Here is a 15,346-nt window from a genome sequence, read left to right on the forward strand (position 1 = left end):
TGAAGTAAGAGAATAGAAAAGCTATTATTGAAAGTGAAAATAGGAAAATATTTGTGAGATATTCGGCAATTTTTCGGCAAAAAAATAAATAAAAAAATCATAATTATTTGATTTTCAAACAATTATGATTTAGTAAAGTACTCAAAGTGGGAATCGAACCCACACTTCCGAAGAAACTGGATTTTGAATCCAGCGCGTCTACCAATTCCGCCATTTGAGCAATAAATTAAAACACAAAAATATATATTTTTTAATTAAATGCCTTAAAAATACTATTGATTATGCTTCATAGACGAAAAAAAGTTCTAAATTTGCACCTCATTAAAAATAACGTAGTGTATATCATTACTTTAAAACATTTTTACGATGCCTAATACTAAGCCAGACGCAAAAATTTTTACCATAACGCAAAGTAAAGCTTTAGCAGATAAAATCGCTCATGCTTACGGTGCCCAATTAGGTAAAGTAATTACGTCTACTTATAGTGATGGAGAGTTTCAACCATCTTACGAAGAGTCTATTCGTGGCACAAGAGTTTTTATAATTGGATCTACAAATCCTAGTTCAGAAAACTTAATGGAAATGTTATTAATGCTTGATGCAGCAAAGCGTGCTTCTGCTAGACATATTACAGCTGTATTGCCCTACTTTGGCTGGGCAAGACAAGATAGAAAAGACAAACCAAGAGTGCCAATCGCAGCTAAATTAGTTGCAAAAATGCTTGAAGCAGCTGGAGCAACCAGAATAATTACAATGGATTTGCACGCAGATCAGATTCAAGGATTCTTTGAGAAACCAGTAGACCACTTATTTGCATCTACTGTATTTTTACCGTACTTAAAGGAGTTAAATTTAGATAATCTAACTATTGCCTCTCCAGATATGGGCGGAAGTAAAAGAGCTTATGCTTATTCAAAGGCACTAGAAAGCGATGTGGTTATATGTTACAAGCAACGTGCAAAAGCTAATGTGATTTCACACATGGAATTAATTGGTGATGTAACTGGCAAAAACGTAGTATTAGTTGATGACATGGTTGACACTGCTGGAACATTAACAAAAGCAGCAGATGTAATGATGGAACGTGGAGCATTAAGTGTAAGAGCGATATGTACACATCCTATTTTATCTGGTAATGCTTATGAAAAAATTGAAAATTCAAAATTAGAAGAGTTGATAGTAACAGACTCAATTCCTCTAAAACAAGAAAGTAAGAAAATTAAAGTTATAAGTTGTGCCAATTTATTTGCCGAAGTAATGCATAATGTACATTACAACAAGTCTATTAGCTCAAAGTTTTTAATGTAGTTTTGCTACAACCAATTAAGTATATAAATAAATTAAATATAAATAACAAAAATGAAATCAATTACAATCAACGGATCTCAAAGAGAAAGCGTGGGCAGCAAAGCAACAAAAGCCTTACGTAATGCTGGTCAGGTTCCTTGCGTATTATACGGAGGAGACAAATCAGTACATTTCTCAGCAGCTGAATTAGCATTCTCTAAATTGGTGTATACACCTAATGCGCATACAGTTGTAATAGAATTAGAAGGTGGCGAAACTTATAACGCTATCCTACAAGATATTCAATTTCATCCGGTAACCGACAGAATTCTACATGTAGATTTCTACCAAGTATTCGAAAATAAAGAAATTACTATGGATATTCCTGTTAATTACATAGGAAACCCAAGAGGAGTAAGAAATGGTGGTGTTTTACGTAAAAATAAGCGTAGCTTAAGAGTTAAAGCTTTACCTGGAAATTTACCAGATTATATAGATGCAAATATTGAAGATCTTAAAATTGGAAATAAACTTTATATTACAAAGTTAGCTACAGATGATTATACATTTATGCACCCAGATAATACTGTTGTATGTTTAGTAAGACGTTCAAGAGCAGCAGTTGTAGTAGATGATGAAGATGATGAAGCTGAAGGTGAAGAAGGTGATACTCCTGAGGAAACTGCAGCAGAATAATCACTCCATTTTATAAATATCATTAAGGCATCCTGAAATATTCAGGATGCTTTTTTATTTTTACAAAAAATAATTCTAATCATGTTCAATTGTATTAAAAAATTCTTTGAGAGAAAAAATAGTACTACTAACATTGAAGAAAAATATCCTATGAAAAAATTCTTAATAGTTGGTTTAGGAAATATTGGAGAAAAATATGAATATACGCGCCATAACATTGGTTTTAAAGTTTTAGATTATTTTGCTAAAAAAGAAGCGATTACATTCGAAACCCAAAAGCTAGGAGATATAGCAACCTATAAATTAAAAGGTAGAACTTTTATATTACTAAAACCAAATACTTACATGAATTTAAGCGGTAAAGCTATTCTATATTGGCTTACAAAAGAAAAAATAACTGTTGAAAACCTTTTAGTTATAACAGACGACTTAAATTTACCTTTTGGCAGTATTAGAGTAAAATCCAAAGGAAGTGATGGTGGACATAACGGCCTAAAAGACACACAACAAAAATTAAACACTACAAAATATAACCGTTTTAGATTTGGCATAAGCGATGCCTTTAACAAAGGCAAACAAGTAGATTATGTTTTGGGAGAATGGACAGAAGAAGAGAGTTCTAAATTAGAGGAACGTTTAGACAAAGCAGTCGAATTAATTAAATCTTTTGGTTTAGCAGGTATAAACAACACCATGAATAATTTTAACGGTAAATAAGAAATAAATAAGAATTTCATTTTAGTATCTAAATTTACTACTTTTATCAAAATTTTAACATTATTACACTAATAATATTTAAACATGAAAAAAATTACTTTTAAATTATTAATGCTTACACTGTTTTGTTTGCCAACATTAGTACTGGCTCAAAACAAAGATGGAGTACAAGCAGAAAAATGTTTAACAGACATTTATAATGCAAATTTGTTAGAAACGAACCCAGACATGATGGGTAGTGAAACTTTTAGATTAAATCTAGAAGAGAAAATTAGAACTGCTCAAAACAATGGTTTTAGGAGAGTTGTTGTAGATATACCACTTGTTATACACGTATTACACAACGGTGAACCTATTGGAACTGGACCAAATATTACAGATGCTCAAGTTCTATCTCAAGTAACTGTATTAAATGAAGATTTTAGAAATATGGCTGGAACACCTGGTCAAAGCACAGCAGGTGGTGTTGATGTAGAAGTAAACTTTGTCTTGGCTCAACGAACTCCTGATGGCTGTCCAACAAATGGAATTAACCGTGTTAATATATGTCAAGATGGAACTGACTCAGCAGCTGTAGATAATTGGAAAGCTCAAACCATATGGAATAGAAATCTATATATGAATATGTGGTCTTCTAAATATGTTGGAGATTTAAATGGAATATTAGGTTTTGCTCAATTTCCTGGAGGTCCTGCAGCTACTGATGGTGTTAGTGCTGGGCATACTTATTTTGGAAGTTCAGATTATGATGATGGTACATTTAATACTGCTCCACCTTATGATAAAGGTCGTACAATGACTCATGAAGTTGGTCATTATTTAGGTTTATACCATACATTCCAAGGTGGATGTGCTGGTGCTGGTGACGGAATTGCAGATACACCTGCGGTAAGTGCTCCAAATTATGGTTGTATTGCGAATACTTCTTGTGGTTCGGTAGATATGATAGAAAATTATATGGACTACACAGACGACACTTGTATGAATACATTTACTGCTGGACAAAAAGCAGTAGTACAAGCTGTTTTAGCAGGTTCAAGAAGTAGTTTATCTAGTTCTAATGGTGCTACACCTCCAGCCTCTGTTGCTACAGATGCTGAAATAGCATTTGAAAGCGTATTAGTAGCTTGTGGTACAGATTTAATAGCATCAGTTGTTATAACAAATTGGGGAACAGCAACATTATCTTCTACTACAATAGCTTACGATATAGATGGAGGGACAGCGACAAATTATAATTGGAATGGATCTCTTGCTTACGGACAATCAGAAACGGTAACATTACCAGCTATTGCATCTACAGCTGGAAATCATGATATTAATGTAACTGTAACTACAACTGGTGATGCTCGCGCCTGTAATAATTCAACTTCCAATTGCTTTACTGCTACAGCAACTGCTGGACCATGCGCATCTATTGGAAATGACGGAGATAACTATTTTACTAGTACTACTGGAGTTATATTTAATACTATTAATAATTTAGATAACAATCCTGGACATCCTGCAGATACTGATGTTGGGTATTCTGATTTTACTGGGCTATCAACAGATGTAAACAAAGAATCTGCTTATAATTTATCTGCTTATGTTAACACAGATGGCAACTATTTTGTAAGAACTCTAGCATGGATTGATTGGAATCAAAACTGTAATTTTGATGCAGGTGAAGAATATGATCTTGGTGAATCTCAAAATGTAGATCATGGATTGAGTGCTGGTTCTCCACTATCAATTACTATTCCTGCAAATGCTGTCACAGGAAATACCATCATGCGTATAACAACAATGTGGTCTGGAAACTCTGGTGGAGGAATGCCTACTTCATGTGACAATGGACATGATGCTGAAGTAGAAGATTATACTATTAACGTACTAGCTTCATTAAGTGTTGATGAGTTCAGCTTATCTGGAGTTTCAATATTTCCAAATCCTGCTAACACAGTTATAAATATAAAAGGTTTAGAAACTACTTTAGAAAATGTTGAAATTTACACTGTTACTGGTAAAAAAGTAATAAGTACTACAACAGATTTAGAAACTATAAATGTTAGTGCTATTGCTAGTGGTGTTTACTTTTTAAAGTTAAATGCTAAAGATGCATCTAAAACTATCAAGTTTATAAAAGAGTAATTTATTATTATTATTACAATAAAAAGTGGATTGAAATTAATTTCAATCCACTTTTTGTGTTTTACAAATCTAACTATCAGATGATAAAAAAAGATGCAATTCTTTTTTTATTTATCAAAAGACGCGCAACACAAAAGTTTTGATTACGAATAACATATTCATAAAAACAGTTAGCTACATGTTTAAAGCTCTTATCCATGGTTAGATAATTATACTAAAACCTAACCAGATATTTAGTATATAATTTGCCAGTTATATAAAATAAATAAACAGTTAAAATTAAATTTTATTAATTCAAGACCTTTTGTTATTTAAAAATAAAAACAACTAATACCACAGACATTTTAAGCTTATGTATGCTTGTTCTTGTATTTATTGTACCAGCGATAATTATATAAATATAATAGATTAATATTCACGTCTTAAGTTTACAATAATAGGGTTAGAGGTATTATTTAGAAAAGTATAACGCTAATAAGAAACAAAAAGGAAGCTATTTTAGAGCTTCCTTTTTATAATTAATACTATTGACAAGTCATTATTAATTAATTTATAATTACTTTTTTTGTATGCTTGTTTAAACCATCACTAACTTGTAACATATAAATACCTGACTGAACCTTATCTAATCGAATAGTTTCATTAAACACTGTGCTTGCTTTATATATATTATTAAAAACTTCTCTACCTCTAATATCGAAAACTGAAATATTAATATCATTACTAGAAACACTATTTAATTCTACATTAAAAGATCCGTTGTTAGGGTTTGGATATACAGAAAAGCCTCCTAAACTTCCAAACTCATCAACAGATAATAAAGGAACTACAGTTATAGTGTAATCTTCAACTTCTGCATCGTGTCCGTTTTCACAAGAAGTTGCTCCAGAATTGTATTTTGTTGTTACTCTCATTATTGTATTTCCAACTACTGCATTTGTTGGAACAAGAACAGAAAGGCCAGAGTTTGAAGCTGGGCCATCTGGAGTCCCAAACGCTGTTCCTAAATCATAGGCTTCACTTGCTTCTAAAATACAGTTTTGATTCCAATCTATCCAAACTGTAGTAATACAAGTATAATTGCCATCTGTGTTTTGATTTACAAATAAATCATAAGAACTACCAACTGTAACCTCTGTAGTAAGGTCTGGATCAGTTGTAGGATCAGCATTTGTATAATCGCTGTAACCAGAAGGTTTACCTGAAGCATTATTAATCGTACCAAATTGTACTAAAGTTGTACTAGTTTGATAATCTGTATTAGCAACAGAAGCGCATAATCCATCAACAACTGTTAGCATTAAATCGATGGTTTTTGTTTGTGAATTAGATGTGCCAGTAACAGTAATTGTATAATCTCCTGGAGTAGCACCTGTTAAACCAGTAATATTTAGCATAACAATTCCATCTGAAGATAATGTAGATGGCATAAAATCATACGATGATCCTGGTGGATTTCCAGATGCTGTAAATGTTGTTGATTCGTTAAAACCGTTAACTGTAAAGAAATCTACCTCATACGAAACTGCATCTATATTACACGCAGATTGATTTGAAATTGCACTATTTAATGCAAAAGATGGAGCACTTGAAATTGGAAAATTATCTGAAAGCGCATAAAAAATATTATCTGCTGCTTCAACCATTACTCTTGCATTGTTAGTATCTGCAACAGATGGTACAGTTATAGTTTCTGAGCCATCATTTGCAACACCAGACGCTAATGTTGTTGGGAAAGTTAAGCCTCCATCTGTAGAAAATTTAATATTAACAGTTTGGCAGTTAATTGGAGCTGTATTTGTAGCGCCTACATTCCATACTAAAGTTTGAGAACTTCCTGATCCCCAAGCTGGAGGAGAAACTACGGTAAATGGAGCTCCACCTTCAACCGTTACTACCATAGTATCAAAATCTGATTGTGGTATTTGTCCAACACCTCCAGCTTCTGATCTATCTCTAACAGTTAAACCAAAACTTAAAGTCCTAGCAATAGTAGATACAGTTTCCCAAGAACTATTATTTACTGTTTCTGTAGGATTAGTTTCTGTAAGTTCTCCTGCAAGTACTCTACTGTAAATTGGCATATATCTATCACCACTAGTACTTGGTGGTCTAGATCTCCATAGTGGGCCTCCATGTGTTGGTCCAAATTGAGCATTTGTAGTTTGACCACTATCTATTTGTTCCCAAGTGTACGTTAAAATATCACCACTATCTGGATCTGTAGCAGTAGCCTTAAGAATAAAAGCTGTACCATTAGGAATTGCAAAATCAGCTCCAGCAGCTGCAACTGGTGGATTATTTGTTATACTTGTTGTAACAGCGCATTGGTTAGCTCCACTAGTTACATTATTTAGAATTTGATTTATTGATTGGTAATGAAAATAAGGATCACTATGATCTTGCACATCATTAGGACCTGTAATACCAGCATATCCCATAATTGTAGTCCCACTTCCTGGCTCAGAATTCACTCCAGTACCTTCCGTGTTGTTGGAAAATGTATGGTTAGCTCCCATTTGATGTCCAATTTCATGTGGCACGTAATCTATATCAAAAAAATCTGCCATATATGGTCCTCCATCGTTATCTACGAAAGAATGGGCAGAAAAACCACTTCCTTTACCGTTTTCACAGACACAACCAATACATCCTGCATTTCCATTATTCCCTGCAAAATGAAGTAGGTGACCTATATCATAATCTGCCTCACCTACAGTAGCTGTTAAATTTGTTTGTAAATCTCCGTTTAAATTTCCACCATAAGGATCTGTTCCTGAATAAATTAAATCTAAGGCCGGATCATCAGCAGTATCAACTAGTACAAAAGTAATTGCCATATCAACTTCAAACACTTCATTTGTTCTGTTTAAAGTAGAAACCATTGCAGCTAATGCATCTTGCTGTGCATTACCATTACCTGCATTTCCATCATCTTGAAAATTGGTGTATTCTGATGTAACAGACATCGCCATTCTAAAAGTTCTTAATAGTTTGTCGTTTGCGTCACGAGACACTTCGCTACTAATAATTCTTTTAGAGATATCGACATCTTCAGTTAAACACTCAAAAGTGTCGGAAGAATTTATTTGGGCTGTTCTATTATAAACAATGTATTGTCCGTTGGATACTTTAGTTACAGGTTGAATATACACTGTTTCTTTATCAGGCTCAGATATCATTGCTTTTAAACCTAAAGGTGTAACACTAAACCTCACTCTTGTACCAGAGCCATCTGTTCTAGAGCCAAGATATGTTTTTATACCTGGATGTTGAGCTTGGTTATCATTTGATGAAAAGATTTGCGTTTCAACTATTCTATACTGTTGTATTTTACCATCTACAGACGGAAAGTTTACAATAACATTAGATTTTCCATTAGATGCACCTCTTAAAGGTGCTCCAATTAATTGCTGTTTAAAATTTTGAATATCTAGTTGAAGAATTTCAGAGTTATCTGGATCTAAATTTTTGAGAGAAATTCCTGAAATTTCTTCTTTAACGGTAGTTTTAGACCATGCATTATTTTGAGCAATTACATTGCTAACAAACAGTAACATAGTAAAAGTTAATACATTAATTAGTTTTGTTTTCAAGTTGATTGGGATTTAAAATTTATTCCTCAAATTTAACAAATTACTTGCTTAAACTTTAAACTATTCGTAGAAAAATGAATTATTAATGAATAAATAAATGTTTTTTGTCTAAAAAAGTATCAAAAAACACAAATTAAGGAAGGAAATTAATCTAAATTAATTATTTCTAGCAAATACAAAATACACTTTAGTTTCCCTTTAATCTAAAAAATTTAAAAATGAATAAAATTACCTACTGCTTTTTTCTAGCATTTCTTTGTATTTCTTTTACTGGAATTTCTCAAGAAAAAAAGTCAACTAAGTCCTCAAAAGAATTATGGACAAAAACCAGCCTTAGTACTTTAAACAAAGAATCTAAAGTTCATAGAAGCTCGCAGCCTTCAGATTTTGGTTTGTATAAATTAAATATACAAGAGCTTAAGAATAAACTAGAAAAAGCTCCAATGCGAGACGAAATGCTAGCTAAAAACTCTCCTATTCAAATTTCATTTCCCAACAGTAATGGTGAATTTGAGAAGTTTGCCATAGTAGAAACACCAGTAATGGAAGAAGAATTGGCAAGAAAAATGTCTATGATTAAAGCGTATACTGGGCAAGGAATAGACGATCCTAGTGCTACAATGCGTTTTACAGTAACACAATTTGGATTACACACCATGACGCTATCTGGTACTAAAAGATCTTGGTTTATTGAACCTTTTACTGAAGACAGATTAAATTACATAGTATACTCTAAAGAAAGTTTAGGTATCGATATGCAAGAGTTTGAATGCTTAACAGACCAAGAAGTTGATTTACCTTCTGTTAGTGGTATGTCTGAAAATAGAGCTGCTGACGATAATAAGTTAAGAACTTTTAGATTAGCACAATCTTGTACTGGTGAATATGGTGCCATATTTGATGGATCAGGTACAGTTGCTCAAAGAAAAGCAAATGTTCAAGCCCAAATGGCTATAACGATGACTAGAGTTAATGGTATTTACGAAAGAGATTTAGCAGTAACAATGATATTTGTTAACAACAATGATGATATTATATATTTAAATGCTGGTACAGATCCTGATTCACCTAGTATATTATCCGAAGTTTTAAACGACTCTGGAAACTTCTTAAATTTTACCACATACGTTGTTAATGGCTATAACAATAATGATATAGACATGGATAGCAGAACACAATATACTGGTACTGCACCAGATACTCCTTATATCCTTCAAAATGTTTTAGCACATCCAGGAAATTTTCTAAATTTTAGTACTTATCAAATAATAGAACAATTACCAGAAAATTAAATTATTAAAACTTAAAATATTAATATTTAAAAGTGGATTGAAAGTAATTTCAATCCACTTTTTATATTTTTGTAATTAAATTGTTGATACTTGAAATCTAGTTTAGCCCAAGAAAGAAATACTGTAATAACCATTGGCACCTTTGATGGTGTTCATATTGGGCACCAAAAAATTATTCAACGCCTTATAGAAGTTGGTAAAGCCAAGTATTTAACGCCAACAATTCTTACTTTTTTTCCGCATCCAAGAATGATTTTACAAAAAGATTCAAACATTAAACTAATAAATACACTAGAAGAAAAAGAGAGTATTTTAAAACATTTTGGTTTAGAAAACCTAGTTGTAGAAAAATTTACCAAAGCATTCTCTCGCCTAACTGCTCAAGAGTTTGTAGAAACTATTTTAGTAAAGCAATTAAAAGCTAAACATGTAATTATTGGATACGACCATCATTTTGGTAGAAATAGAAGTGCTAATATTGAAGATTTAAAAGCTTTTGGATTGCAATATCGTTTTGAAGTAGAAGAAATTACAGCTCAAGATATTAATGACGTATCTGTAAGTTCAACAAAAATTAGAACAGCTTTACTTGATGGTGATATAAAAACAGCAAATAGTTACCTTGGTTATCCTTTTATTATCTCTGGAACTGTTGAAAAAGGTAAAGGTTTAGGAAGAACAATAGGATTCCCTACTGCAAATATTGCTGTTAGTCAAAACTATAAATTAATACCCAAACAAGGTGTTTATGTTGTAAAATCGGAAATCGATAATAAAACAATTTATGGCATGATGAATATTGGAACAAACCCAACATTTAATGGTATAGTTGAAACAACAGAAGTAAACTTTTTTAATTTTGATGCTGATTTATATAATAAGAAAATAACAATAGAACTTTTAGATAGACTTCGTGATGAAGAAAAATTTCAATCTGTTAGTGATCTAAAACAACAATTAATAAAAGATAAAAACAACGCATTACAATTTATTAATAACGATGCTAAATAAGTTTCTTTTTAAATATATAGATAATAGTTCTCTAATAGTGTTTAGAATTATTTTTGGTTTTCTATGTTTTGCAGAATCTGTTGGCGCAATTTTTACAGGCTGGATTACCAAAACACTTGTAGAACCTAAATTTACGTTTACCTTTATAGGTTTCGAATGGCTACAACCTTTGCCTGGAAACTGGATGTATGTGTATTACGCTGTAATGGGTATTTTTGGGTTACTAATTATGGTAGGTTATAAGTATAGGTTTAGTGCTTTTATGTTTTTTATAATGTGGTGTGGTGTCTATTTTATGCAAAAATCATCTTATAACAACCACTACTATTTACTTGTCTTACTCAGTGGAATAATGGTAATTCTTCCTGCACACAAGTATGCTTCTTTAGATGTAAAACAAAATCCAAAATTAAAAAGTATAGCTATGCCTGCTTGGTGTAAATGGATTTTTGTTATCCAACTCTTTATACTATATACCTACGCATCTAAAGCTAAACTTTATCCAGATTGGCTAGATCTTAGTGTTCCTACATCTCTAATGGAGGCAAAAATAAATTATCCTATTATAGGTGGATTATTACAAAATGGATTTATGCCATATCTTGTGGGTTATGGAGGTATTTTATTTGATGGTCTAATTATACCTATGCTATTATTCAAACCAACTAGAAAATATGCTTTTTTCGCTTCTATTTTCTTTCACTTATTTAACTCGTTTGTGTTTCAAGTTGGAGTATTTCCATACTTATCTTTAGCCTTTTGTTTATTCTTTTTTAATCCAGAAACGGTTAGAAACATTTTTTTAAAAGGAAAAGAATTATATACTAAAGCAGAAATTATTGTACCAAACTACAAACCTATTTTAATAGGCTTAGGAAGTGTTTATTTTGCAATTCAAATAGTTTTACCATTACGTCATCATTTTATACCAGACGATGTTTTATGGACCGAAGAAGGCCACAGGTTATCTTGGAGAATGATGTTACGTTCTAAATCTGGTTACACAAATTTTAAAGTGGTAAATACTGCTACAAATAAAACTACACCTATAAACCTAACTCAATATTTAACAAAAAAACAAATTCGATCGGTTAATTACAAACCAGATTTTATGTGGCAGTTTGCACAGTATTTAAAAAAGGAATACAAGAAAAAAGGCGAAGATGTTCAGGTTTTTGTTAGTGCCCAAGTTAGTGTAAATGGCAAGCCGCATCAACACCTTATAAACGAAAAAGTAGACCTTGCCAATATAAAGTGGAACGTGTTTAAACACAACGATTGGATATTACCATCAAAATAGCAAACTAAACTGTTTTTTGCCTAACAAAATCTTACTACTTTTACCACTTAAAAATTTGAGTTACAATTTTGCGTTAAGGATTAAAAGGTTTGTTTGAGCTCCTAGCAGAGAGCGAGCCTTGAAAGCCTGACCTTTAGGTAACGCCCAAAATAAAAATTATGTTACAAGTACCTTTTATTAGAGACAACAAAGAAGTAGTAATTGCTGGTTTAGCTAAACGTCATTTTGATGCTAAAGCATTGGTAGAACAAGTTATTATTTTAGATGAAGAACGTCGTGCCTTACAAACAAAATTAGATAATACTTTAGCAGAATCTAATGCCCTTTCTAAAGATATTGGAAACTTATATAAATCTGGAAAAGCTGCTGAAGCCAACCAGCTAAAAGAAAAAACAAGCGTTTTAAAAGAGGCTTCTAAAACCTTGTCTGAAGATTTAAGTACAACCGAAGAAAAGCTTAAAAACCTATTATACCAGTTGCCAAACGTACCTCATGAATCTGTTCCTGCTGGAAAAAGTGAAGCAGAAAATGAAGAGATTTTTAATGAAGGTAATGTACCAAAATTATACGATGGAGCGCAACCTCACTGGGAATTAGCAAAAAAATACGACATTATAGATTTTGAATTAGGAAATAAAATTTCTGGTGCAGGATTTCCTGTTTACAAAGGAAAAGGAGCCAGATTACAACGTGCTTTAATTGCCTATTTTTTAGACAAAAATACTACAGCTGGTTATACAGAATACCAATTACCACATTTAGTAAACGAAGCATCTTGTTATGGAACAGGACAGTTGCCAGATAAAGAAGGACAGATGTATCATGACTCTAGAGACGATTTATATTTAATTCCTACAGCAGAAGTTCCAGGTACTAACGTGTTTAGAGATGTACTTTTAAATGAAAGCGAATTACCAATAGGTATTACTGGCTATACACCATGTTTTAGACGAGAAGCAGGGAGTTATGGTGCAGATGTTCGTGGTTTAAATAGATTACACCAGTTTGATAAAGTTGAAATTATTAGAGTGGAACATCCTGACAACTCTTACAATGCATTTCATGGTATGATAGAGCACGTTAAAGATATTTTAAGAGAACTTAAACTACCTTTTAGAATCTTAAAACTATGTGGTGGTGACACTGGTTTTCCTTCGGCAATGACCTACGATTTCGAAGTGTTCTCGACAGCTCAAGACCGTTGGTTAGAGATTTCGAGTGTTTCTAATTTTGAAACCTACCAAGCAAACCGTTTAAAACTACGATTTAAAAATAGTGAAGGTAAAAACGAATTAGCACACACCTTAAATGGAAGTTCTTTAGCATTACCAAGAGTTTTAGCTGGAATTTTAGAAAACTACCAAACAGAAAAAGGTATAGAAATTCCTGAGGTATTAATACCATACACTGGTTTTTCTATTATAGATTAATAATCCATCACTAAAAATTAAAAAACGCCTGGTCTTAATCGGGCTTTTTTTATATCTTTTTTTTAAGGCATAACATTTGCTATATTTACACAAATACTTTTTATGCGATTACTCTTTGTTTTATGTTTTTTATTTAGCCTTAATCTGTTTTCACAAGATGATATTCTTGCGCGAGAATATTTTAAAAACGGTGAGTTTGAAAAAGCTTTAATCTCCTATAAAAAACTATACTCTAAAAATAAAGGAAACAGTAATTACTTGACTCAGTTGGTAAAAACACATCAGCAATTAGAGCAATATAAAGCAGTTGACACATTACTTTTAAACTATTTAAATATTTCTAACAATCCTGCAATATTTGTAAAATTAGGCTATAACTATACGTTGCAAAACGATACCTTAAAGGCTAATATAAATTATAAGAAAGCAATAGATGTAATAGATACAAACCCAAATTTCGCGGGAATAATTGGTAGAAGTTTTGAGGATTTCTCTTTGTTAGAATTAGCAATAGAAACCTATGAAAAAGCGATGTCTTTAAAACCAGACTTAAATTTTAACTATCAACTAGCTCGCATCTATGGCGAACAAGGTAATATAGAAAAAATGTTTAATAGCTATATAAATTATACAGAAATTAACCAAAATTACATTAACACTATAAAGAGAGAGTTTAGCACTTTTATAAGCGAAAATAAAGAGAACGAAAACAATAGCATTTTAAGAAAAATACTATTGAAAAAAATCCAGACCTCTCCAGATGTTATTTGGAACGAAATGTTGAGTTGGCTATTTATTCAGCAAAAAGAATACAATAAAGCATTTACACAAGAAAAAGCCATTTACAAAAGACAACTAGAATCTTTAGATCGAATAGAAGAATTAGCAAATATTGCTTATGCTCAAAAAGAATCTGAAATTGCAAAAGACATCTATCAATTTATTATAGATAACACTCAGGAAATCGATATAAAAATAAATGCACACTACAATATTATAAATATTGAAACCAAAAATGCTTCCAAAGAAGATTACAAAACCATTAATGAAAGCTATTTAGGCTTATTTGAAACCTATGGAAAAACGGCTAGAACTTTAGAGCTTCAAATTGCTTATGCTCATTTTTTAGCGTTTTATCTCAACCAAACTAAAGAAGCCATATCGTTTTTAAAAAACAGTTTAAACCTAGGCGTTAGCGATTATAGACTAGCAAAAATAAAATTAGAACTTGGAGATATTTTAGTTTTAGAAGAAAAGTTTAACGAGGCTTTAATTTATTATACTCAAATTCAGCGTAGCTTAAAAAACAGTACTGTTTCTCAAGAAGCACGCTTTAGAGTGGCGAAAACAAGCTACTATAAAGGCGATTTTAAATGGGCCGAATCTCAACTTAAAATTTTAAAAGCCTCGACGTCGCAATTAACAGCTAATGACGCTTTAGATTTAAAGTTATTTATTGGCGATAATAAAAATGAAGACTCCTTGCAAATAGCTTTAAAACACTATGCAAAAGCAGATTTGTTAGCCTTTCAAAACAAAAAAGACGATGCGATTAAGCTTTTAAATACTATTTTAGAAGACCATAAAACCGAGCCTATAGTGGCACAAGCACTTTTAAAACAAGCACAATTGTTTGAAGAAAAAAAACAGTTTGAAAAAGCTAAAACAAATTACGAGCGTTTAATTAAAGACTTTAAAGAAGGCATTTTAGAAGATGATGCCATTTTTGCTTTAGCCGAAATGTATGCCAACACATTAGCGCAACCAGAAAAAGCAAAAGCACTCTACGAGAGTATTATTTTCGAGCATGCAGATAGTATTTATTTTGTAGATTCTCGTAAAAAATATCGTGCTTTAAGAGGTGACGCCATTAATTAAGGTGCT

Annotated in this window: 10 protein-coding genes and 1 tRNA gene; 9 read left to right on the forward strand and 2 right to left on the reverse strand. The window is 31.9% G+C overall.

Annotation, left to right across the window (positions count from 1 at the left end; genetic code table 11):
* Positions 1-138: 138 nt before the first annotated feature.
* Positions 139-220: transfer RNA gene (locus P8H50_RS02105), tRNA-Leu, on the reverse strand.
* Between the two features lie 146 nt (positions 221-366).
* On the opposite strand from P8H50_RS02105, the gene P8H50_RS02110 reads away from it, so the two are divergent.
* The 4 genes from P8H50_RS02110 (at position 367) to P8H50_RS02125 (ending at position 4,833) form a co-directional block, all read left to right on the forward strand.
* Positions 367-1,308 carry a ribose-phosphate pyrophosphokinase gene (locus P8H50_RS02110; protein WP_300205120.1) on the forward strand — a complete coding sequence of 314 codons (942 nt, stop codon included), beginning with the start codon at positions 367-369 and terminating at the stop codon, positions 1,306-1,308.
* A 51-nt stretch (positions 1,309-1,359) separates the two neighbouring features.
* The gene (locus tag P8H50_RS02115; RefSeq protein WP_300205122.1) at positions 1,360-1,983 is read left to right on the forward strand and encodes a 50S ribosomal protein L25/general stress protein Ctc; all 624 of its coding nucleotides are present in this window, start codon (positions 1,360-1,362) and stop codon (positions 1,981-1,983) included.
* 81 nt (positions 1,984-2,064) lie between these two features.
* Positions 2,065-2,700, forward strand: a complete 636-nt coding sequence (pth, locus tag P8H50_RS02120; protein ID WP_300205124.1) for an aminoacyl-tRNA hydrolase — start codon at positions 2,065-2,067, stop codon at positions 2,698-2,700.
* A gap of 84 nt (positions 2,701-2,784) precedes the next feature.
* Positions 2,785-4,833, forward strand: coding sequence for a M43 family zinc metalloprotease (locus P8H50_RS02125; protein ID WP_300205126.1), 2,049 nt, complete (start codon positions 2,785-2,787; stop codon positions 4,831-4,833).
* A gap of 545 nt (positions 4,834-5,378) precedes the next feature.
* Here the strand turns inward: P8H50_RS02125 and P8H50_RS02130 are convergent.
* A complete protein-coding gene (locus tag P8H50_RS02130; protein ID WP_300205128.1) occupies positions 5,379-8,429 on the reverse strand; it encodes a reprolysin-like metallopeptidase in 3,051 nt (1,016 codons plus the stop codon).
* A gap of 218 nt (positions 8,430-8,647) precedes the next feature.
* Here P8H50_RS02130 and P8H50_RS02135 point away from each other — a divergent pair, with 218 nt between their 5' ends.
* From P8H50_RS02135 to P8H50_RS02155, 5 genes are all read left to right on the forward strand, one after another.
* Entirely contained in the window at positions 8,648-9,721 is a 1,074-nt protein-coding gene (locus tag P8H50_RS02135) for a hypothetical protein (protein ID WP_300205130.1), read from the forward strand.
* A gap of 90 nt (positions 9,722-9,811) precedes the next feature.
* A complete protein-coding gene (locus P8H50_RS02140; protein WP_300205133.1) occupies positions 9,812-10,732 on the forward strand; it encodes a bifunctional riboflavin kinase/FAD synthetase in 921 nt (306 codons plus the stop codon).
* Positions 10,722-12,032, forward strand: coding sequence for an HTTM domain-containing protein (locus P8H50_RS02145; protein WP_300205135.1), 1,311 nt, complete (start codon positions 10,722-10,724; stop codon positions 12,030-12,032). The genes P8H50_RS02140 and P8H50_RS02145 overlap by 11 nt, the downstream gene beginning before the upstream one ends.
* 158 nt (positions 12,033-12,190) lie before the next feature.
* Positions 12,191-13,462, forward strand: coding sequence for a serine--tRNA ligase (serS, locus tag P8H50_RS02150; protein WP_300205137.1), 1,272 nt, complete (start codon positions 12,191-12,193; stop codon positions 13,460-13,462).
* Between the two features lie 102 nt (positions 13,463-13,564).
* Positions 13,565-15,340, forward strand: a complete 1,776-nt coding sequence (locus P8H50_RS02155; protein ID WP_300205139.1) for a tetratricopeptide repeat protein — start codon at positions 13,565-13,567, stop codon at positions 15,338-15,340.
* Positions 15,341-15,346 lie beyond the last annotated feature (6 nt).

This window comes from Lacinutrix sp. (assembly GCF_029238095.1).
Classification (GTDB): domain Bacteria; phylum Bacteroidota; class Bacteroidia; order Flavobacteriales; family Flavobacteriaceae; genus Lacinutrix.

What these genes read in the sequence shown, in the direction of transcription:
- P8H50_RS02110 (WP_300205120.1), top strand. Translation starts at nt 367, where the DNA reads ATGCCTAATACTAAGCCAGACGCAAAAATTTTTACCATAACGCAAAGT.
- P8H50_RS02115 (WP_300205122.1), top strand. Translation starts at nt 1,360, where the DNA reads ATGAAATCAATTACAATCAACGGATCTCAAAGAGAAAGCGTGGGCAGC.
- pth (WP_300205124.1), top strand. Translation starts at nt 2,065, where the DNA reads ATGTTCAATTGTATTAAAAAATTCTTTGAGAGAAAAAATAGTACTACT.
- P8H50_RS02125 (WP_300205126.1), top strand. Translation starts at nt 2,785, where the DNA reads ATGAAAAAAATTACTTTTAAATTATTAATGCTTACACTGTTTTGTTTG.
- P8H50_RS02135 (WP_300205130.1), top strand. Translation starts at nt 8,648, where the DNA reads ATGAATAAAATTACCTACTGCTTTTTTCTAGCATTTCTTTGTATTTCT.
- P8H50_RS02145 (WP_300205135.1), top strand. Translation starts at nt 10,722, where the DNA reads ATGCTAAATAAGTTTCTTTTTAAATATATAGATAATAGTTCTCTAATA.
- serS (WP_300205137.1), top strand. Translation starts at nt 12,191, where the DNA reads ATGTTACAAGTACCTTTTATTAGAGACAACAAAGAAGTAGTAATTGCT.
- P8H50_RS02155 (WP_300205139.1), top strand. Translation starts at nt 13,565, where the DNA reads ATGCGATTACTCTTTGTTTTATGTTTTTTATTTAGCCTTAATCTGTTT.